General features: G+C 52.8%; 11 protein-coding genes and 2 pseudogenes. 10 read left to right on the plus strand and 3 right to left on the minus strand.

Going from position 1 to position 21,125, the window contains the following annotated elements; genetic code table 11:
* Positions 1 to 128 precede the first annotated feature (128 nt).
* From A6X21_RS08045 to glgC, 3 genes are all read left to right on the plus strand, one after another.
* Positions 129 to 1,145 (plus strand): AAA family ATPase, encoded by a 1,017-nt coding sequence (locus A6X21_RS08045; protein ID WP_013109950.1) that lies wholly within the window; start codon positions 129 to 131, stop codon positions 1,143 to 1,145.
* A 70-nt stretch (positions 1,146 to 1,215) separates the two neighbouring features.
* A complete protein-coding gene (locus tag A6X21_RS08050) occupies positions 1,216 to 2,115 on the plus strand; it encodes a DUF58 domain-containing protein (protein ID WP_068847084.1) in 900 nt (299 codons plus the stop codon).
* A 43-nt stretch (positions 2,116 to 2,158) separates the two neighbouring features.
* Entirely contained in the window at positions 2,159 to 3,409 is a 1,251-nt protein-coding gene (glgC, locus tag A6X21_RS08055) for a glucose-1-phosphate adenylyltransferase (RefSeq protein WP_068847085.1), read from the plus strand.
* An 82-nt stretch (positions 3,410 to 3,491) separates the two neighbouring features.
* Here the strand turns inward: glgC and A6X21_RS08060 are convergent, their stop codons facing one another.
* On the minus strand, positions 3,492 to 3,992 hold the full coding sequence (locus A6X21_RS08060) for a flagellar export chaperone FliS (protein ID WP_165603724.1): 501 nt from the start codon (positions 3,990 to 3,992) through the stop codon (positions 3,492 to 3,494).
* 283 nt (positions 3,993 to 4,275) lie between these two features.
* Positions 4,276 to 7,075 (minus strand): annotated as a pseudogene (fliD, locus tag A6X21_RS08070) (flagellar filament capping protein FliD).
* A gap of 822 nt (positions 7,076 to 7,897) precedes the next feature.
* On the opposite strand from fliD, the gene A6X21_RS08075 reads away from it, so the two are divergent.
* The gene (locus tag A6X21_RS08075) at positions 7,898 to 9,190 is read left to right on the plus strand and encodes a beta-ketoacyl-[acyl-carrier-protein] synthase family protein (RefSeq protein WP_068847089.1); all 1,293 of its coding nucleotides are present in this window, start codon (positions 7,898 to 7,900) and stop codon (positions 9,188 to 9,190) included.
* 128 nt (positions 9,191 to 9,318) lie between these two features.
* On the opposite strand, the gene A6X21_RS08080 is transcribed toward A6X21_RS08075, so the two are convergent.
* Entirely contained in the window at positions 9,319 to 10,839 is a 1,521-nt protein-coding gene (locus tag A6X21_RS08080; protein ID WP_438822575.1) for an alkaline phosphatase D family protein, read from the minus strand.
* Positions 10,840 to 11,314: 475 nt separating this feature from the next.
* On the opposite strand from A6X21_RS08080, the gene A6X21_RS08085 reads away from it, so the two are divergent.
* The 6 genes and pseudogenes from A6X21_RS08085 (at position 11,315) to A6X21_RS08110 (ending at position 21,063) form a co-directional block, all read left to right on the plus strand.
* Positions 11,315 to 12,022 carry a MotA/TolQ/ExbB proton channel family protein gene (locus A6X21_RS08085; protein WP_068847091.1) on the plus strand — a complete coding sequence of 236 codons (708 nt, stop codon included), beginning with the start codon at positions 11,315 to 11,317 and terminating at the stop codon, positions 12,020 to 12,022.
* The gene (locus tag A6X21_RS08090; RefSeq protein WP_068847092.1) at positions 12,019 to 12,540 is read left to right on the plus strand and encodes an ExbD/TolR family protein; all 522 of its coding nucleotides are present in this window, start codon (positions 12,019 to 12,021) and stop codon (positions 12,538 to 12,540) included. Before A6X21_RS08085 ends, A6X21_RS08090 begins: the two co-directional genes overlap by 4 nt.
* Positions 12,541 to 12,543: 3 nt before the next feature.
* The gene (locus A6X21_RS08095) at positions 12,544 to 13,296 is read left to right on the plus strand and encodes a biopolymer transporter ExbD (protein ID WP_068847093.1); all 753 of its coding nucleotides are present in this window, start codon (positions 12,544 to 12,546) and stop codon (positions 13,294 to 13,296) included.
* Positions 13,296 to 16,850 (plus strand): outer membrane protein assembly factor BamB family protein, encoded by a 3,555-nt coding sequence (locus tag A6X21_RS08100; protein ID WP_068847094.1) that lies wholly within the window; start codon positions 13,296 to 13,298, stop codon positions 16,848 to 16,850. The genes A6X21_RS08095 and A6X21_RS08100 overlap by 1 nt, the downstream gene beginning before the upstream one ends.
* Before the next feature lie 782 nt (positions 16,851 to 17,632).
* Positions 17,633 to 19,084 (plus strand): annotated as a pseudogene (locus tag A6X21_RS25745) (ABC transporter substrate-binding protein); the annotation flags it as partial.
* Between the two features lie 365 nt (positions 19,085 to 19,449).
* Positions 19,450 to 21,063, plus strand: a complete 1,614-nt coding sequence (locus A6X21_RS08110; protein ID WP_068847096.1) for a hypothetical protein — start codon at positions 19,450 to 19,452, stop codon at positions 21,061 to 21,063.
* The last annotated feature ends 62 nt before the right edge of the window (positions 21,064 to 21,125 follow it).

The following is a 21,125-nucleotide window of genomic DNA, read 5'->3' on the forward strand; positions in this document are numbered from 1 at the left end:
GACGAGGGAAGCGAAGGAAAAACTTATCACGAATCGTCAACGAACGACCTGTTGATCGAGTGTATTGGCCATGGTTCTCCGTTACGATTTAACGCAGACATTTCACTGCATCTGGTAAAGGAAACCTTGTGGCCACAGAAAAACGAGACTTTGACGATTTTCTGGAGAAGTTCCGCAAACACCGTGAACTGATGCAGGAAGAACTCAGCAAGATCATCGTTGGTCAAAAGCCTGTTATTGAGCAGATTCTTGGAGCCATCTTCACTGGTGGGCATTGCCTCCTCGAAGGTGTGCCCGGTCTTGCCAAAACTCTCACAGTTGCCACGATCGCTCAGATTCTGGATGTCCACTTTAAACGCGTGCAATTCACTCCCGATCTTATGCCTTCAGACATCACGGGTACGAACGTCCTCGATGAAAACGAAAGCGGTCGACGCGAATTCCGTTTTGTCGAAGGCCCGGTCTTCACGAACGTCTTACTGGCCGACGAAATCAATCGCACGCCCCCCAAAACACAGGCGGCACTTTTGCAGGCCATGCAGGAACGGGAGGTGACGGTCGGCCAAACCACCTACCGCCTCCCAGAACCTTTCTTCGTCATTGCGACTCAAAATCCCATTGAGCAGGAAGGAACTTACCCACTCCCTGAGGCACAACTTGACCGCTTCATGTTCAACGTCGTCGTCGACTATCCCAATCTCTCGGAAGAAGAAGAAATTCTCACCGCGACCACACGTGGCGAAAGACCAGAGATCCGTAAAGTGCTCTCCGCAAAATCCATTCTGTTCCTGCAGAAACAAGTGAGCATGGTCGAAATTGGCCCACTCACAGTGAACTATGTCGCCCGGTTAGTTCGCGCCACCAGGCCACGCGACGATTCCGCACCGAAGTTCATCCGCGACCTGGTCGATTGGGGAGCCGGGCCGAGAGCCGGGCAGTTCTTGATTGCCGGGGCCAAAGCCATGGCAGCGATGGATGGTCGACCGAGCGTCGCCATAGAAGATATTCATCGCGTGGCCATTCCCGTTCTCAGACATCGCATTTCCACCAACTTCCAGGCCCAGGCTGAAGGACTTTCACGCGAAGCCATCATTGCCCGTTTGCTCGATGCCGTCCCTGAGCCATCGATCAAGAAATACTCCTGATTGCCTGACAGATAAGTCCAGATAGAAAGCCATGATCGACTGTAGAAACTGACCATTCCGGAATACTGTCATGCCCAACTCAGCCGAGCAGTATTTGAATCCCGAAGTGATCCGCAACGTTTCACGTCTGGATCTCCGCGCACGTTTCATTGTCGAAGGTTTTTTACAGGGGCTTCACGCCAGTCCTTTTCATGGTTTCAGCGTCGAATTCAGCGAACATCGCCGATATTCCCAGGGGGATGATCCCAAAGATATCGACTGGCTCGTCTACGCAAAAACAGATCGATATTTCGTTAAGAAGTTTGAAGCGGAAACGAATATCTCGGGCATGCTGCTGATGGATCTCTCCGCCAGCATGGGCTACACCTTCCGGCAACAACTCAACAAGTTCGAGTATTCGATCTGCCTCGCTGCGGCACTCGCCTACCTGATGATTCATCAGCAGGATCCTGTCGGACTGATGACGTTCGACACCAAAATCAATGCGTCATTACCACCTCGGAGTAGGCGCTCCCAACTCGCTGAACTGCTGGGTCTCCTTTCGCGATTAAGCCCGACAGGAACAACCGATTTCGGCACATCGATGAAGCGTGCCGCCGGGATGCTGAGGCACCGCCATCTGATGATGATCTTTTCCGATCTCCTTTCTGATCCTGATCAGATTCTGGAAGGACTTCGATACTTAAAGCATGGTGGTCACGACGTGATCCTGTTTCACGTTCTCGATGAAGCGGAAGTCACGTTTCCCTTTCAGGGAGCATCGATGATGATTGACCCCGAGAGTGATGAGTCTTTGATTGTCGACGCCTTAGGGACAAGACCTGCTTATCTCGAGGCACTCAAAACCTGGCGGAAAACTCTCGCTGCCGATGCTCTCAAACTCGGTATCGATTACGTTCCTCTGGATACCAGTCTGCCATTTGATCGAGCCCTTGTGGAATACCTCTCGCAGCGCCGGGCGAGAGGTTAACTTTCCATATCGAACCTGTAGCGGCTGCAGAAAGTTTTTTGCAATGCGAAATGTACTTGCCCTGATACTTGCGGGTGGTAAAGGAACACGCCTTGAACCCTTAACCCGCGATCGCGCAAAACCAGCCGTTCCCTTTGGGGGAGTTTATCGCATTATCGATTTCGCACTTTCCAACTGCATCAACAGTGGGCTGCGTAAAATGCTCATCATGACGCAATACAAAGCCGCCAGCCTTGACCGACATATCAATCTGGGATGGCGATTCTTGTGCCGTGAACTGGATGAATTTATCGACATTCTTCCCCCGCAGCAGCGTATCGATGAAAGCTGGTATCAAGGGACTGCCGACGCGGTCTATCAGAATATCTATTCGATCGAAAAGACCCGGGCCGATTACGTACTGATTCTGGCGGGCGACCACATCTACAAAATGGATTACTCGCAATTAATTGCAGACCATATCGTCTCAGGTGCCAAGCTGACAATTGCCTGCATCCCGGCCACTCTGGAAGAAGGAAAGCAGTTCGGCGTCATGCAGGTCGACGCCAATCGTCGAGTCATAGAATTCGCAGAAAAGCCCTCTCAACCAAAATGCATGCCCGATGATTCCACTCGTTGCCTCGCTTCGATGGGCATTTACGTTTTCAATGCTCAATTTTTGTATGATGAGCTGTGTCGGGATGCGACCGAACCCGATAGCCATCGCGATTTCGGAAAAGATATCATCCCGGGTGCCATACGCGATCATCTGGTCAGAGCGTGGCCATTCCGCGATAAGAACACTGGAAAATCGCTCTACTGGCGCGATGTGGGGACACTCGACGCCTTTTACGAAGCGAATATGGATCTGGTGGCCGTCGATCCCGAGTTGAATCTGTATGATCGCAACTGGCCGATGCGAACCTATCAACCGCAATTACCGCCGCCCAAGTTTGTCTTTGCCGATGAATCGACGACACCTGCACGGATCGGACAGGCCCGCGACAGTATGATCAGTACGGGCTGCATCATCTCCGGCGGTTCAGTCACTCGCTCTGTGCTGTCACCTCGCGTTCGTGTGAACAGTTACGCGACTGTGGAAGATTCCATTCTCTTCGAAGGCGTCGAAGTGGGGAGACATTGCCGGATTCGCAAAGCGATCATCGACAAGGGAGTCAAAATTCCTGAGGGAGTCGAGATTGGTTTCGACCCTGCCGCTGATCGAGAACGGGGATTCACCGTGACAGATTCCGGTGTCTGTGTTCTTGGAATGGGGTACGACTCACTACTCGTCCAGGACTGGTCAATCGACTGATTCACGATCCTTGATGGTACATTCCAACGATTTCGACCTGCGATCACTGATCCAAAAGAAATCAATGCGTCGCGTGAACAAACTACGTCCACATAGAAAAACCGGAACCTGGTAATTCATCCCCCTGGTCGGATGTGTGCCGTCCAGTGGATTGCAGAGAATTGGGACGGTTCACCCGCAAGTGATTTGGCTGAGGAATTCCAGCAGCATTGGCGGCTGCCAGCTTTTCGCCCAGAAGTTGCCAGGTTTCCTGATGAATCATCAGAATTCGTAGGCCATTGGCCGCATGATCCGGGCTCCGCTCGACATCGGCCATCACCAACTGCTTGTAGCAGAAGGCAAATAAAGCCTGCTGCCTCGATGCCAGGTCAGGAGCCGCATCCTCGCGGACACCATTCATTAATTCGGCCACGCAAGCTCTCGCCTTGGCCAGAGCCTCCAACACGTCATCAAAGTCAGCGGTATTCCACTGTTCAACAGCAAAACGAGCATTCCTGACGGCAGCATCCACCACCATCTTGTGTAACTGGTAGGGGGATGCGGTCTCGATACTGGCCAGAAAGTATTCGTTCGGAGAAGTCACGGGAGATTCCTGAAGATGAAAACCGCAACGAAACCAGGCATCCAGAAAGTCCATTGATGACATGAGGCACATCAAAGGCCTGACTGACAAGACACAAGCAGAAATCGCATCGACCGCAAGCTTGAGCTCACGTTGAAAATTTCCGTGGACTGCTTCTCTCTGCCACGATCGGAATAGCTTCTACGAACGGAAAAATGAATCGACTGAAACACATATCGATGAACGACCATCCGGATGAGAAGCGACTCATACAGATGCAGGAAAACCCTTCAAACTCGATTCATCAATTTGATTTGCTGTTGTTAAACTGCGTCAGGAAGGACGTCAGAGCATTCCCCTGGCTTTGCAGGGAATTGATCACCGTCTCCAGCTGAGTAAATTGCAACGTCAATCGTGTCCTGCGAAGAGCCAGCCGATCATCGATTCGCTTGACCTGCCCCGTGATGCTCGTGGCGGTCGCTTCCAACGATTTCGAAGTCGTGGTCAGCGAGCCATCGATGGAGTCTGTCATCGATTTGGCCAGATTATCCAGTTGTTTACCAACACCGGTTCCATCCGTGGTAAAGAAGGCCGCGACACTCTCAGGAGATGCGGCCAGTGCGTCATTCAGCTTGGCCGTATCAATCTGCAATTGCCCGCCAGTCGTGACCGTCACACCCAGATCACAAAGATCGAATATCACCCGTCGCTCCGGAATTTCGATAATTGACAATACTGCTTAAGCTCTCCTGCACACGTAATACAGAGGCTTCCCCTTGCAGAATGGCCCGCGTATTGGTGGCTGTGTTGAAAGCTGTTAACGTGCTGATTGTCGAAAGGACTGTGTTATACGAGGTGACAAAATCGCTCACAATCTGGCTCGTGGCGGCATTGTTTCGCGAGATGGTGACGTTCGTTGGGTTAGCCCCGACCGCTTTGATCGAGACATCCACAGCAGTTGCCACGTTGTTAAAGCTGTTGATAGGTGAGGTCAAAAAGTAGGCACTGGCAGCAGAATTCCCAACGCGTAGAACCGCATCGCTCCCATTTGCGGGATCAGTGACTCCCAGCACGTTATTGGGATCTTCGATCAAGAAACTGCCTCGAGAACCACTGGCGGTGGCACTAAACGAGATTTTAACAGGACTGACGAGTGAACCCGTATTGATTGCAGTCGCCCGGACTCGCCCACCCAAAGAGTTCAACTTCGAAATCACATTGTTCACAGTATCCGTGGCTGCAACATCAATTATGAGCACCCGTCGTCCATCAATCGCCTGTTTCCCATCACTGCCAACCACTCCACTCCCCAGCAAATTGAGTTCTGTCGCGGTCTTTCCCGAGATCTCCGCCACAGAAAGGGTGCCGCTCCCGGCAGCCTGATCGACAAGTTCAATCCCGTCGCCAGATCGACTGAGTTGGGCTGTCACTTGCCCACCAGTCGCCTGATTAATAGCCGAGAGCACATCACCCACAGTTTTGGTCGTGGAACTGACTGTTACGATGAACTGACTTCCCGACGAATCGGTGATTCGAAATGATCCCGTCGGGACCGAGACTCCTGCCGTTGAATAGGTGGAAAGGCCCGTCGCTTCGTTAATGCTTCTCAGCTTCAAAGAACCTGAGGCAATGGATGACGTCGTCGTCGAACTGGCGATCTTCAGATCAGCGGCTGTCGTTCCTCCCCCCACATCGGCCACAACCAGCGGTGATGCCGAACTTCCCGATGTGTCCACCAGACGAATACCAGTTCCTGAGCTGTCCACACTGGCCGTCACCGCTAATCGATTCCCACCACTGTCAGTCGCACTGTTAATCGCCAGCAGCACGTCCTCCAATGTCTCTGCCGACGACAGATTAATCTGTGCGGTTTTCCCCGTGCGATCTGTGACTTCAATGGTGCCTTGTGTCGTGACCCCTGTGCCACCATTCAAATTTTTCAGCAGCACAGTCCCCAGGCCGGCTGCCAGACGGCTTCCCGTCAATGTCCCTCCGGCGGGTGTGGTTTTTAATCCCAGCACATCCTTCGCATTCGACGAATTCAAATTCGCAACAGCCAGTGTCCCTGCGCCCGTCGTTTGATCAGCGAGAACAAGTCGACCATTCACCAGCGAGGCAGTGAGCTTTCCCGCATTGTCCGCATCATCATTGATCCGAGTGAGGACATCACCAATCGTTAATGCACCATCGAGATTGACATCGACCTGGGATCCATCGGCAGTCGTGAATCTCAGGTCATCGACACTGGCTTGCTGATAAAGGCTATTTCCGTCGTTAATCGTGCTCAGCAGGAAGTTTTCTGTCACATCGAACAGATCATTGCCAGTTAATGTCGAACCGCTGACTGTTGTCGCGATCCCCAACTGGCTGGCCGTTTTTCCGCCCGAGATATCGGCAATTGTCAGTGAACCTGAGCCTCCCGAGAGATCTGTGATGACCAGCCGATCCTGTTGAATCCTGGCGCTGATATTGATGCCACTGGCTTCATTCAGGGCACTGACAACATCTTCAATCGAAACAGCTTTCGATAAATCAACTGTCGCCGTGGTTCCGGTCCGGTCGGTAATGCGGATGTTTCCTCTCTGAACTCCACTCCCTCCATTGAGCAGTTCCAACCGTGTGGTCGAGTTCAATCTTGCAGGATTCGAAATCTTAATCTGACCGGCTTTGCCGACAGTTTGTGTGTCGGCATTTGCAAAACCGCGGGAAGTCGTTTGCGCAAAACTGGCCTCTCGAATGGCCTGAAACTGATAACTTCCCACCTGTGCGCCAGATCGGGTGGTTACGGCAAGCTGATTCGGATCACCGACCGCCACGCTCGTCGTGCGAAAGGTCGAAGCGGAAGCCAGCTTACTGGTGGATGTCTGAAGATTCAGAATCGTTGCCGAAAGCTGCGTAAACGCCGCCTGCTTGGACTGAACATTCTTCAGTCTCGATTCCAGTCGAGCGGCCGGGGCACGTTCGGCATTGATGATCGCATCTGTCAACGCGGAATAATCAATACCACTGATCAGTCCGGTTCCAGTGGAAATGCCAGTCATGACAGAATCACCACGCGACTGAAAACTGATCGGAACCTGCGACTCAAATTTCCCTCTCGTCATCAACCCGTCGAATGAACATCAGGCCAGATCAAAGCCAATTTGTATCAGTCTTAACGAGGATTCCGTAGAAGTCTCTGCTTGAGTGATCGGACAGGCGATTCACTTCGCATCATGGAAAGTCCACCGTTCGAGTCCTTAATGGCAGACGGCTCACTTCAGTTTAACGATTATGACTGAGATGCCGATGACCAGCCGTTTGACCGGAGGCCTGAACAGCCAGATTCCAGAAGCGGCTTCGCCGAGGATATTGCGCCGTGGCGGCGGCGGTCACGATGCGCAGATGACAGAAAAACAGACTGACAAGTAAGACACCTGCACAAAAGATTACAAACAACCTAGGGAGGGACTGGAAATCAACAGCAAAACGGCCTGTACAAAAGAGTTCTCTCTTGACGATTTCATCCTCACATGGTTTTAATAAGCGATGGTTGAACTGTTGCCAGAAGTACCGGCTGGGGTCTGCCAAAAGGCGGATTCGGGAAACTGTCAACAATATTCTGTCTGACATCCACGAGCAATTGTGTGTTATCGGGCAGATTTATGGTGTGTTTGGCAATTCTGACGGTGGGGACCGAAGGAATGGCCAGCTTTCTGATTTGCTACAAAGTGGCCAGTGTCATTGAGTTTTTGGCGAAAATTGGTCGATAAACCAATGCCCGAACTCTCTGACAAAGGCTTGTGCATCATTTTGCAACTGGATTTGCAACGTGGTGAACATGTGGCATTTCGAAGTGCCGGAAGGTTTTTTCTGTCTTTGATGGACAAGACTGACGGCGAATCGAGCTGCAGTGGAACAGCCGCTCGATCCTGAGGGCTGCTACGATGGCAGGCAATAACTTACAATCAGACGCTGTCCCACGCATTGTGGTGACCGGGGTGGGTATCGTCTCACCCATCGGTATCGGGAAAGAGGCGTTCTGGGACAGCCTCAGCCAGGGCGTATCCGGAATCCAGGCAGATGCAAATATCTCTGGACATCCGTTGGGGGCAAAGGTCAATGAGTTTGACCCTGTCACTCATATCTACCAGAAGAAGTTTATTCGCGTCATGCCGCGAGAAGTGCAACTGGGTGTGGCTGCCGCCTCAATGGCGATGAAAGACGCCGGCCTGGAGCGAGGCGATCTTGATCCCTACCGCATTGGTGTTGAGTTTGGCGCCAGCCATATTTCGACCTCAGCGGAAGATCTGCTGGATGCCGCCCGCGGACTGAAAACCGTTGTCGATCCCGAACGATTCGCCAGTCAATTCGGCTCTGCGAACATGGATCAGATTGGCCCTTTGTGGCTGATCAAGCAACTGCCCAACATGCCTGCCTGCCATGTCGCGATGGAGCACGATGCGCGGGGCCCAAACAATACAATTACAAGTTCAGAATCTTCAGCAATCCTGGCACTCGCCGAAGCCGTTCGAATCATCGAACGTGGTGCCGCAGATGTCATGATCGTGGGTGCGTGCAGTTCGCATTTTGACCCAGTCGAATGGACGCGAGTGACCACTTACGAGCAGTTGAGCCAGGAATCCGATCCTGATCGTGCCTGCCGCCCATTCGATTTAAATCGGTCGGGAACAGTCATGGGTGAAGGGGCAGGGGCGTTCATCATCGAACGATATGAACATGCGATGGCCCGTGGTGCGACCATCTATGGGGAAGTGCTGGGAGTCGGAGCAGGTTGTGATGGTGCAGGTTTAGAAAATCGCCGCCAGGGAACAGGTCTGGTTCGTGCGATTGAGCATGCTTTGCGCCGCAGTCAGTTGACTCCGCAGCATCTGGGCCATATCAACGCTCACGGCAAGGGCACCGTTATTGATGACCTGACAGAGGCCAGGGCCTACCACAGGGTTCTTGGGTCTGTCGCGGAGACGATCCCAGTCACGGCATTGAAGAGTTACTTTGGACACTTCGATGCCGGCGCTGGTGCTGTCGAACTCGTCGGCAGCATTCTCGCATTACGTCATCGGCTGATTCCTCATACACTCAATTACCGCACTCCCGATCCTGAGTGTCGACTCAAGATTGTGCGCGGTGAGCCACGACGTATGACGAGTGATATCGCCCTGAGTGTCAATCGCACGCGTATGGGGCAAAGTGCTGCTGCTGTCATTCGTGCGATTTAGTCCCGAGTACGTGCTGAAGCGGATATTGAACAGCCAACTCAATTCAGTATCGTAAAAGAAGGCTGCTACCGCTTTTGGCGGTAGCAGCCTTTCTTATTGGGCACGACATACTGAGTAAGACATTCCGCCTAGATCTTCTGGGCACCGGCTTTGCCACTTTCAACGGCAAAGCTCGCACGCGTCACCAGTGGTGCACCGGGCTTGTCGACATACTCAACGACCTGATAGTTCGACGTCCAGCTCTTGGGAGTGATCTCACAACTGACATACCCTCTCTCGGCATTGTAGAACTTCACAAAGGGGTTCTCGTCCTGCACAGTCTGGGCATATTTCAGATTCTGTGATCCATTCCCACCAGAACTGATCGATGTCACAACAAACTCAGTGGCTACGGCCTGGGCATTATCATCCCGACCTGATGCCAGGTTGTTGACCCAGTTACTGTGGATGTCGCCTGTCAGAACAATGGGATTGGAAATCTTCTCGCGATCAAAGAAACCAAGAATTCTCTGTCGCTCGACTTCATAACCTGGCCATTGATCCATGCTATAGGCCACTTCTTCCCCGGCTTTGCGATCCACATGCCCCATCATGACCTGCTGCGCCAGCACATTCCAGATGGACGATGAGGCCTTGAGCCGCTGGGCCAACCACTTTTCCTGAGCAGGTCCCAGCATGGTTTGCGAAGGCGACAGCGATTCCGGGCAAGGGGGTTTGTTTCCATCCCCACAGGGTTGATCCGAACGGTACTGCCTCGTATCGAGCACTGAAAAATCGGCCAATCGGCCAAATGTAGCTGGACGATAGAGCGCCATATGCGGCCCCTCAGGCAGGCAGGCGCGCGGCAATGGCATATGCTCGAAATAAGCCCGGTAGCTGTTCGCTCGCCGGTCAAGAAACCTGGCAGGATCGACATCTTTCTGCTCGGAAATGTAACCCGCGCAATTGTTATCAAATTCATGATCATCCCATGTCACAATCCATGGGCAAAGTGCATGAGCCGCCTGGAGAAACTCATCACTTTTGTACTGCGCATGCCGCTGTCGATAGTCTTCGATCGATTCGATTTCATTGCCTCGATGCTTTCGCACAAGGCGATCTTTCCCTTTGTACTCGTAAATGTAATCCCCCAGATGAAAGATCAGATCGAGATCTTCTTTGGACATGTGGTCATACGCAGTAAAAAGGCCCTGCTCAAAGTGCTGGCAGGATGCAAACGCCAAGCGCAACCGGTTGCTGAGAGCCTCAGGTCTGGGCATCGTGCGAAAACGGCCTGTGCGACTGGCACCGCCAGTCGTAAGAAATCGATAGAAGTACCATCGATCAGGGTCTAATCCACTGACTTCGACGTGCACCGAATGCGCCATGTCAGGAGTGGCAACGGCAGTTCCCTTCTGCACGATCTTTGAGAACTTCTCGTCGTGAGAGACTTCCCATTGGACGGGAATCGCCACAGGTTCGACAGGCTCATCACTCAGCGGATCGGGCAGAATGCGTGTCCAGAGGACAGCACCGGTCGGTTGAGGATCACCCGCAGCCACACCCAGTCCAAAAGGATTCGGTCCCAGTCGATAATTGCGATTAAGCACAGCCCCCTCTGTCCATGTCGATAATGTCGGCCACAGAACTGCACCAAATCCAGCAGCCATGATCTGCCGCCGAGACCACTTCAGCGGGATCTGACCTTGACGAATTTCGCGCGATAAGGACTGTGGGGGGTTATCGTTGGGCACTGGATCAACTCCTTGTTGTTAATTCTGGAAAAGACGCATCGTCACATGTGCGTCCTGGCTCAGAAGAAATCCTCACTCTTATTCGAATCAAAAATTATCAATAAACGGTGAAGATTTAACTGGGAATCAATTTTTTATCGTAAACTATTGCTTCAGAAAAGAATCTGTCTCCGGTCTTGTAATCGGCAACGATCAATGACGTGACCTCAGATCCATCAATCCCTGCCACCATAATCTTCTAAAACTACGCTGTTCTGCCTCGACTTACGCAGTTGACAACAAACCTGTTGGCTTTGTGATTGGGAGCAGGCACAAAAAGCGTTACTCTGAATGCGTCGCCAGCGAATTGAGGCTCAGTCAATCGTCTACTCTTTGCAAATCTGAAAGCGCTATGGAGCTGAATCAAATCATCGAGTGGGCCGGGAACTCCATCTACGCCTTTCAGGCATTGGGGGCATTAGTCGGTGGGACATTGTGCGTGATCCTGTTTCGCCAACTGGCGACCAAGCGTTTTCGCACCCACAAAGAGGCGGAAGAGTTTCGCGAAGAATGTTCTCAATGGATTCGCGACCACAATTGGGAAGCCTTGATTGCCCGTTGCGATGCACCACCCTGGTGGACGAAAGTTTGTCCTCAACTGCTGGGGTTAGCTGCCAGCCGTACGGATATCCCCCCCGCCGAAATCCGAAATTTCGCTCTCGATCAGTTCGAGAGGGAAGTTCAGGCCGAGCTTGAGCACAAAGTCATGTGGGTCAACACGGTCATCAAATCAGCCCCGATGCTGGGGCTGTTAGGGACGGTTGCGGGGATGATTGCAGCCTTCGGCAAAATTGCTTCCATGCAGAAATCCGGGACAGACCCCTCCATGCTGGCTAACGATATCAGCCTGGCACTCATCACTACCGCTGTGGGTCTCGTGATAGCCGTACCACTGATGATTGCGATTTCTGCGATTCTGATTCGTGTTCGCAAATTGCAGTTCGAAGTGGATCAGATTCTCACTCCACTCCTCGATCAACTGGCAGAGGCCCGGTTTGCAGAAACTCAGCAAAAAGTACGCACATCATCCAGTGAACGGCAGGTGGAACGTACCCGATGAATTCGCCAATCCGCCGCGAACAGATCCCTTCAAACCCATTGAATCGATCAACTGGCAATTTGCTCGATGTTCAGCCACCAGCCCGAGCCGAACGAGTTCGTCGAAAATCGAACAACACGGCTCTCAACAGCGTCGATCTCGACATCACACCCATGATCGATTGTGTTTTTCTACTGCTGATCTTCTTTATGGTCTCGTCCACAATGCAGGGAACACCCGATCTCGATGTCCCCTTTGCGATTCACACGCAAGGCGTCGACAGCCGGCAGTCGACCGTACTCATTCTCAGGCCAGGCAGAAACCCGGGTGATCGCGCATTGATTACTCTTGAAGACTCCGGCCAGCAGATCTCATTTGCAGAAATTGGTCCACGGGTGACAGAGGCTGTGCGAAACGGCCAGAGAAATGTCGTCGTCAAGGCCGAGGGGGACGTGGCACACGGCGATGTCCGGGATGCCATGCAGGCGGCAGCAAAAGTCCAGGGCACGAGTGTGTTTGCCGGCGTACGGGAGAAGTAGCTCATGCCCATACGTTTCCGCTGTAATGCCTGTGGGCATCGGTTATCAATCACCTCCAGTAAACAGGGACAGACGACCATCTGTCCGATCTGCCAGAGCGAAACCACCATCCCCCTGGAAGTCGACGAGCCATACGATCAAGACCTTCACGACATCGAGCAAACCCAGCCTGAAGCAGTCGATGTTGAACCTTTCGTAGAACCACAGGAAGTGGCTCAGTGTCTTCCCGTGGCTGCCAAACCCCGATCGATCAAAAGGATTCCCATCGATCTGGAAGAGATGGATCTCACGCCGATGGTTGATGTGACCTTTCTGCTGCTCATTTTCTTTATGATCACCGCCTCCTTCAGTCTGCAGAAAACGATTCCATTCCCCACGCCTGACCCACAAAAGTCGGGTGGCAAAGCCTCTTTGCAATCCCTCGACGATCTGCTCAACCAATCGATTCTTGTGGAAGTCAGTCGAGAAGGAAAAATCACGATCGATCGTCGACCGATTGAGACGGACTCTCGAGTCCTTGAAGATGAGTTCCGACTGCAAATGACTCGTGACAATAAACAGGAACTGGTTCTGACTGCCGACCCTGCGGCTAAGCACCGCCTGGTGATCACGATCCTCGATGCTGCCAATGCTGCAGGATTACAGAAAATTCGGATCGTCACAGCCGGCAGTCAAGTGCCACTTAAAGTGACTCGAATTTCACCGGCTACGAATCTCACCCGGACGCTCACTCACACCATAACGGAGGGAGTGTGATGCCGGAGCTTGTCGTCGTCTGCCCGGGAACTGCCAATCGTGTTTTGGAACTCACCAAAACTCACCCCGTCATGATTGGCTCACTGGAATTCAATGAAATTGTTGTACCAGGAGACAACGTTCCAGCAGTTGTCTGCCGGGTGAGCTGGAATGGCTCGGCATTCGAAGTCACAGTCGCTGGAACTCCTTCAGTTAGTGTGAATGGAGCCGATGTCGCTCGGTCCGAACTCTCTGCAGGAGATGTCATCACGATTGGCAAAGTCGCCATTCGGTATCAGGATTTGCAGCAGCAGGGGACGGAAAAATCATTGCTGGCTCCTGAGGCTCAAGCACTTCCCAGAAAGTCACCTCGGAAAGGGCAGCCTGAACAGCCCGTCGTCATTATCGAAGAAGAGTCTTCCACCAGCCTGAGCGATCTTCCGACACTCCCCACTCGGGATAACGCGATTGCCAGTCGACTGGCAGCACGCGAGTCTGTTGGATCGCCCGGAGGCAGTTCTTCGGAAAAACCTGATCTTCGACAAAGAGGGTTCAAGACGGCTCCCGCACTTGCCCGCCCGGGAGAAGAAGACCTGGTCAGATCGCCGTTTGTTCTGGGAATGGCCATCTGTGTCGGCTTACTGATTGTGGCAGGACTCGTCACGACGTTTCTGATTCAACAAAGATCTCTGGAAAGGGAATTCAGCCTCGCAGAACTCGACTTCAAAGAAGGGCGTTTCTCTCAGGCTTACGAAGGATTCCAGAAGTTCTCCACAAATCACCCTCGGGCCAAACGCTCCCAGGAAGCCAGACGCTACGCCTGGAAAGCCGCCATTGAACGCGAACTTCTCGGCGCAACTCCCGATTTCACTCAGGCCATGTCCCATTTACAGAAATGGATTGTCGATGACCGGGATGCCGAGGATTTCAGTTCGATCAGACCAGATTTGCTTCGCGCAGCGGAAAGAATTGCAACTGGTAGCGCGACAGCCTCGGCTGCCAATGCCAATGCCGAACTTCTGAGTATTTCCGATGAAGCCACCCGTCTGATCGAACGCTACAACGACGACCGGACGTCTCTGACGGCTTCACTCGAACGCCTGGAACAGTTGCGAAAAGCGGCCAATCGCGCTCTGGTTCGAAAGAACCGCCTTGATACCGCCACGCGTGAGATACAGTCCGCCTTAAAAGCAGACCAGGCTTTGAAAGCACTCGCCATTCATCGGCAACTGATGGATCATCACCCGGATCTCAAGAAGAACCCGGAGTTGAACGAACTCCTTGCAGAAGCCATTCGACTCGAAACAAAACAGGTCATTGAACGTCCCGCCGAGTCACTTCCTCAACCTGACAAACCTCGTGAAGCTGCCAGCGTCATGCCTTACTTCCGGCAGCGCAGCCGCAGCGAAGATGCCACCAGCAGTTTGATCCTTCCACTGCGATTGAAGGATTCATTAGTCGCCATTCAACCCGAAACCGGCAAACTTCTGTGGCAGTATCCCCTGGGAAGATCCATTTCAGCATTTGCGATCCCCTTGGCAGGGAATGCCGAGCGCTGGCTGGCATGGAGTGAGCGTGAACAGGGCCTCATTTTGTTCGACTCGGAAAATGGGCGGCCCTTATGGCTCTGTCCGACGGGTCAACTTGCTCCGGGGATTCCTGCGCAAGCGGAGAACTCGCTCTTCGTGAGCGTGGCCTCGGGAGAGATCTGGCGGATCGATAAAGAAACAGGACGAGTGACTGCCGCACTGAAGTTTCCGCAGAGACTCGTGACGCAGCCCGTGTTGCTACGCGACGCGACACATCTCGTCGCAGGGGGAGAACAGTCGCTCCTCTACACTTTCAGTCGTAACCCTCTCCAGATCGTGGCAGCCACGTACTTAGGTCATGACAAACACACGTTAACAGTTCCTCAACTGGCGACGGGCGATCTGCTCCTTGTGGGGGAAAATGATCAACTCGACACAGCCAGACTGCACGTACTGTCCACCGGGCAACCCCTCCAGCCTCTGGCAATCCGGCAAACTTTGGAATTGCCCGGTCTGCTCATGGGAGCTGGCAAAATTCGTGGATCAACACTTGTATTGCCACTCGTCGGCGAACGACTGGCTCTCTTCAACGTCTCTGATCAACCCGGAATGACTCCGCTGACTGAAGTGGATGGCTATCCTTTACAATCGAACTACAACGGGCCGATTGAACTCTGGTTCTCACCACAAGATGAAATCTGGATGTACGGTTCCCGATTGAAACGCTTTTCCACTCGTTCCGATGGGCTCAGTCTGCTCTCTGGAGAATCCATAACAGGGTGGGCTGCCGGTCCAATCACCAGCTTTGATCGACAGGTCATGATCCCCCGTAGAGCTTCGTGGACGACCGGAACAACCACCAGCACGGTGAATCTGGCTGGTCAGCCCGGAAACTGGAAGATGATCTCCGGTGGGAGATTACTCGGTTCAGTCACTACTCCAGATCGAATGCTCACTGCCAGTGAAGCTGGCATTCTTTCGCTATGGACGACGATTTCTCATGACGGGTCTTCTGTGATGGAATCGCAAGTCGCGATTGATCTGCCACCACTGGAGAATTGGCAATTGTTCGCCATTCCCTGGAATGGCAAACTCATAATCACAGCGAGCAGAGCGGAATCTGCAGATTCTTCGACCCGCTACTGGATCTATGAGGGGACATCGACACTTCCTCCATCACGACCCATCGAAGGTCGTCTCGAGTCCGCCCCATTTCCCCTCGATGGCGGAATTGTCCTCTTCCAACCAGGAACGGCCACGTGGCTCAATCCCCAAACGGGCCAGAAATCGCAGGTTCTCCAGCCACAGGTGGCCACCAGCAGTGATTCAATCCTGCAGAAAAGCTGGAAGTGTGCTGCCGTATTACCTGATTCCATCGTGGCCGCAACCAAAGATGGTGAACTCTGGAAACTGGCGATGGTCCAGGGACAACTGACACGCATCGCGACCATCAAATTGCCTGACGCCGATGTGGCTCAAATGGCGAGCTGCGGCCGCTATATCGCCGTTCTTTTGCGATCGGGACAACTCGATCGCTCAGCTCAGGTTCATTTGTATCTGGCAGAAACATTCGACCCGCGCGGAACGATTGAACTCTCGGATTCTGAATCTGGCAACGAAATTCAGACTCTCATCGGTGATTCACAATCACTGATCGCGTCGACCAGTCAAGGAGTCGAACACTTTGATTTGAGCGGCAGTTTCAATGCTGCGATAGTCAGCCAGACGACACCGCATCGCTGGAAGATCGCCACAAAACAGCCGCATCGATTACTGGCACACTTTCAAGATACCACCATCTGGATTGTGACTGCACCCGATCAGGTTCAACTGGTGGATCGTCGCTCAGGAAAGGTATTGCATAGCGTTCGAACTCAAATCCAGATTGATTCGCTACTTGTTGCCTTTGGAAAACTCTTTGCAGCCTCCAGCGATCTGGCAATCGAGTTGATCGCCAACCCCGCCAGTCATGTCATTGAAAATCGGCAGCAGACACTGAACACGAGTGATTCTGCAAATCGAGCGGTTGAAGGGATTGAGCCATGAAGCCTCGATCAACACTTCATCGGTGGTTTTTCGTCATGGTTGTGGCTGCATCGGGCTTCACCCTCAGCGACGCACTTTTCGCTCAGGAAGTCACCCCCGTTACCAAAGCACCACTCAGTGAAACCGCACAGCCTTCGGGCAATCAGCCTCCGGGCAATCAGAATCCCCCCAACGGCAATACAGCCACCGATGAAGCTGCCGAGGAAGTAGAAAAGCTCCCGACGTTATCGACACTGGCTTTACCCGATGCCAAAACATTGCTCAAAGGACGGCCTGTCGACTGGATCATTCTCAAAACTGACGAAGTGATTGTGGTTGAACCACTCGATCCTCGACCCGGCGCGCTTGAAAAGCAGATCAACGATCAACTGGAGGCCATGCGAAAACCATTGCCACCCCAGAAAAATGCCATGGAACTTGAACAGGCGCGCCGCCGCGAATTGGGAACACTCAAGATCACACTGGCCGATCCTGAGGATCCTCAACCGGAATATCGAATCGATCTCAAACTCATCCGGGAAGTTCTTTACCATGAAGATTTGCTGCTCCGCCGGGTTGATGAACTGCTGAAATCGGGCCAGACAGATGTGGCTTATGAACTGCTTTCCGAAATCTGCGAGATTGCTCCAGGCTGGCGAGGAACTCGCGAAAGACAGATCGATCTTTTACGAACGGAAGCTCGCCTGGCGATTAAGGCAGGAAACTCGTCGCGTGCCCGAATCCGGCTTCTCAAACTTTTGGAACTCAACGCTGCCAATCGCGACGACATCGCCGATCTTGTCATGCTCACCCGCGAGGAAATCGAAGCCGCGGTTGCTGACGGAAAACTGCGTCTGGCACGAGAAATCCTCCAAAGCCTGCCCAGTTCGATTCGCCAGAGCCCGGCTGGCGAGTCACTTTCCAGGTTACTTCCCTCAAGTCCTCGACCGACATCAACAATTCCTGGAGAGGCCAGCCAGTGGGAGCCGTGGCAAAAACTGATCAACTGGCGTCAAACGACCACTGATCTACCGCTTCTCAGGAAACTCTGGCGGGATCAGTCTCAAGGGAACGCGCTATTGCGGATTGTCCGCACAAACGATGGTCGAAAAGATCTTCTCGAACTGACAGAGGTTCGACTCTTTCAACAAGTTCCACTGGCTTTCATTGATACAAAACGGCCAGTGCCCAGTAGCACAACTCACAATGCAACATGGTCTTCGCCGATTCTTCAGAGTTGGGAGCCAACAGATCTGGGTCGGCAGGAACGACTCACTTTGAATCGGTTCGCCATTGAAGCTGGATGGAATGCCGATCGACTGGCCCAATGGCTGGGACAATCAACAGCCGATTCCTCGACTTTGCTTTCTCAGTACATCGATGGCTACAAGGTCCTCAACGCGACCGAACTCGTGATCGATTTACGGAGTTCACCGCGGGCTTTCGAGGCCATTTTTTCTGACGCACCACACTTGAATTCAACGCCGCATGGTCTGCCGGATGATCAATTTCAAAACCAACTCGCCTCCTGGCAAAAGATACAATACGAACCAGTCAGTGCACCTCAGCAGAATCTATCAGAAGAGAAGCGATCGAGCCCGCAGGTCGTCATCCTCCAGAGGAATCGTGCCAGACCTGCCATCAGAAGCGCCACGACTTCGTCCATTTACTGGATTCATCAGACAAGACTTGATTCCGAGGCTGAGGGTGTGCGGGAGTTACTTCAGGGAGAAGCCGATTTTTTCCCGGTGATCGATCCTCAGGATACCGTTCGATTCCAGAAAGACAGTCGTTTTTTCACGATTCCTTATGCCACGCCATCGATGATCACCCTTCGATTTTCTCCTCGATCACCGCTGGGGCAGTGCGAGCCTTTAAGGCAAGCGATCAACCTTTGTCTCGATCGCAAAAAAATGGCAGAGGTGGTAGCGGGAACCGATGGAAAAAACTTCGTTCAACCAGCCGCACAGTTTTTTGGCCAGTCGGCTGCTCGATCCAATTCATTACTTGGTGAACAACTCTCCGAGTTCGATCCACTGACGGCAGCGACATTTCTGCAGCTTGCCAAAGAAAAGTGCCCGGAATTCAATCGCCCTCTCCGCTTCGAAAGGCCTGCCTCAGACGTCTTTCGTCGCTGTCATGAGATGTTGACGAATACCTTGAATCGACTGGGAATTGCTACGGAAATTGTTCCTGAAGATTCCGGTCTGGCTGATCTTCGCTGGGAACGCCAGGTTATCTCCAATCCACTCGACAACTGGATCAACCTGATCAGACCCGATGCTCCCCAACATTCCAACACGCGCTCCCCATGGAATCTCATTCACAGTACGACTGAGAATGGAAAAATCGATGCTTCATCATTCGCGGAATGGAATTTTGCTGGTTCGAACTTTCGTTATCTTGCAGCCGAGTTACAGCGGACCACGAATCCGGAAACTGCTACAAGACAGGCCTTGAAGCTCGAATATGACCTCCGACTTTCGGCCTGGGCATTACCTGTCCTCAGAATCACAGATCATGCGGTCTGTTCCAGGAAGCTCTCTCGCTTACCAGCGGAATTGAGTACACCTTTTGATGGGATTGAACAGTGGCTGATGAATCTGGAGGAAGAATCCAGATGAACCTGTTCAACGATCGGATCGCAATGATTGTTTCTGGCTTTTGCCTGTGGCTATTGGCAAACGGCTTGAGCTTCACTCCGGAAGCAGGTCACAAAGTCATCGGGGCAGAAGTGAACCCCGCTGATTCCCAAAGCCTGGTCTCGTTGCCAGTCGCTGAAACGGCAATCGCCTGGGAATTGTCGCCTTATCGTGTGACGTGGGAATTTCGTCATGACGATAGCCCACCCGAAAACAGGATCCTACATTCTCATAAAGCCGAGTTCGAACAACGGGTTCTCAGTACCAGTACACGTATCAGTTCGGGCCTTTGGCAATCGACTCTTCGTCACAAAAAAAGTGGTCAACCCGTTGCTGCTGCCGATGTCGAAATTGTCGTCCTTTGGAAAGTGGAGGGGGGTGGTTATGCGGCGATCGTCACGTTGGCTCAGCCTGCCTACAACCGCTTGGTGGAATTCTCCATCTCCCGACAACCTGATCTTGATGCACTGGCGAAAGCAGTCGTTCGCTCCTGCCTGAAGCAGTTTGCTCCCGAGTTGCGACTTGCGACGGGCTCATCCGGCCAATTGATGGCCACACATCGCGGCGAACTGCTGTTTCCAGAAGTGGACACACGCTGGTCTCCTCGAAACCTCCACCTGGCCATTCCCTGGATCTGCTATCTCGATGAACAGGGCAAGACCATACGCCAGGAACCTGTCGAGTGGACGGTTCTCGAATTACCAGCCGCTGGTGCGCCAATCCTGCATTCTGGAAGCCGAATCAATCTGGCAGGCCGTGGACGTTCGCAGATTGAACTCAAAGGATTACTGATACCACCCAATGACCAGTCAACTAAACTTTCCATACTCACTCTGGGAAGTCGGCAACCTCAACCGGGCCTCGATATCTTCGTTTCTCACGAGCCATTGGCAGCAGCCACTCGCGTGCAGTTGATCCAGAGTTTACAACCCTCCAATCAACAAAAGACCCCCACCACGACAGAAAACACCACCGCAGCGGCTGATTCGAAAAGTTTAGCAGCTTCGCCGCCACCCCGGCCATTCCTGGTCACCACGAACCTGCGCGGTGAGGTGCTCATCACTTCTCAATCTGAGCAGGATCAGTCTCGCATATTGTGGCTGAATGTGTTCGGTGGCGATCAACTTCTGGCTCGCGTGCCGATGATTGCCGGAGCGGAAAGACACGAGCAGTTGTTTCTTCCGGATGACGGGCCGCGACGTGAAGCGGAAGCACAACTCCAAAGTCTTGCCGATGAAATCACCCTCATTGTTGCCAGGAGAACTTCACTTCTGGCGCGCTTAAGAAATGCCTCCCGGCAAAGAAACTGGCAACTGGTGAGTGACCTACGAAGGCAGATTGGCCAACTCCCCACCGATCAGAATGTCGAAACCTTGATCTCTGCGATTCAATCGACCAGTTCTGAAGCCGCCAAAAAAATCTCCAGCCGATCCGCAGCCGAACGTATCCGCAGACAATCTTCAGCCTTGCTTAAACTCGCACAGCAGCACCTGGGAACGGAAGCACTCAAAGTTCTCGATGAAGAAATCGCTCAATTGCGGGCACTGGACGACGCTGCTCCTCAAACTACTCCCAAAGTCGATACTCCCTGAATCCTCTGAAAGACATCACCACCGAACAGCATGACGACTGGCTGTTCTCGATCATCCAATCA

This window comes from Planctopirus hydrillae (assembly GCF_001707835.1).
Lineage (GTDB): Bacteria > Planctomycetota > Planctomycetia > Planctomycetales > Planctomycetaceae > Planctopirus > Planctopirus hydrillae.

What these genes read in the sequence shown, in the direction of transcription:
- A6X21_RS08100 (WP_068847094.1), top strand. Translation starts at nt 13,296, where the DNA reads ATGCCGGAGCTTGTCGTCGTCTGCCCGGGAACTGCCAATCGTGTTTTG.
- A6X21_RS08090 (WP_068847092.1), top strand. Translation starts at nt 12,019, where the DNA reads ATGAATTCGCCAATCCGCCGCGAACAGATCCCTTCAAACCCATTGAAT.
- A6X21_RS08075 (WP_068847089.1), top strand. Translation starts at nt 7,898, where the DNA reads ATGGCAGGCAATAACTTACAATCAGACGCTGTCCCACGCATTGTGGTG.
- A6X21_RS08110 (WP_068847096.1), top strand. Translation starts at nt 19,450, where the DNA reads ATGAACCTGTTCAACGATCGGATCGCAATGATTGTTTCTGGCTTTTGC.
- A6X21_RS08085 (WP_068847091.1), top strand. Translation starts at nt 11,315, where the DNA reads ATGGAGCTGAATCAAATCATCGAGTGGGCCGGGAACTCCATCTACGCC.
- glgC (WP_068847085.1), top strand. Translation starts at nt 2,159, where the DNA reads ATGCGAAATGTACTTGCCCTGATACTTGCGGGTGGTAAAGGAACACGC.
- A6X21_RS08050 (WP_068847084.1), top strand. Translation starts at nt 1,216, where the DNA reads ATGCCCAACTCAGCCGAGCAGTATTTGAATCCCGAAGTGATCCGCAAC.
- A6X21_RS08095 (WP_068847093.1), top strand. Translation starts at nt 12,544, where the DNA reads ATGCCCATACGTTTCCGCTGTAATGCCTGTGGGCATCGGTTATCAATC.
- A6X21_RS08080 (WP_438822575.1), bottom strand. Translation starts at nt 10,839, where the DNA reads ATGGCTGCTGGATTTGGTGCAGTTCTGTGGCCGACATTATCGACATGG.